Annotated in this window: 1 protein-coding gene; it reads left to right on the forward strand. The window is 52.9% G+C overall.

What is annotated here, in order from left to right:
- Positions 1-726: Calx-beta domain-containing protein (locus tag QL898_RS13770; protein WP_290177195.1), on the forward strand; the 726-nt coding region annotated here is incomplete at both ends.

A 726-nucleotide genomic window follows, 5' to 3' on the forward strand; every position in this document is an offset into this window, starting at 1 on the left:
TTAGCGTGACCCAGACCAACCTAAGCAACCTTGATACCACCGTTAACGTGAGCTTGGGTAATACCAACACCGTTGAAGCGGCGGACATTGCGAGCATCAGCTATACCAATGCTGCCGGGGTGGTGGTGAGCTTAACCACCACCGCTCAGATTGAGGACTTCTTAACCAATGGTGCCAGTGTCACCATCCCAGCGGGACAAACGGCTGCGCCAGTCATTACCGTGACCATCGCCGACGATGTGGTCTACGAGCAATCAGAAGATCTTGTGCTTGAGATTGGTACCCCAGTGAATGCCACTGTTGGCACAAGTAGTGCGACTGGTGTCATCCTTGATGAATCAAACGACCCTGCCAATCCAGGTAGCAATACGGAAGGTGACAAACCCGTCGTTACCGTCTCTGATGCCAGCGCTGATGAGGGTGGCGATTTGGTTCACACCGTGACCTTATCAAACCCAACTGAAGTGGCGGTCAGCTATCCATTTGCCATCACCGATGGTACTGCAACTGCAGGCAGTGATTATGACAATGCCCCAGTCTTTAGTGATGGGGTGGTTCTAAACACGGATGGCACCATCACTATCCCAGCAGGAGTGACGAGCTTTACCGTCAGCTACGAAACCACAGATGACGCGACAGACGAGCTTACTGAGACCACCACGGTCACCATCGGTACTGGCGTCGGTATCGGCACCATCACCGACAATGATGATGCACCTATCATCA

The sequence above is a fragment of the Psychrobacter sp. APC 3279 genome (genome assembly GCF_030407795.1).
Taxonomy (GTDB): Bacteria; Pseudomonadota; Gammaproteobacteria; order Pseudomonadales; family Moraxellaceae; genus Psychrobacter.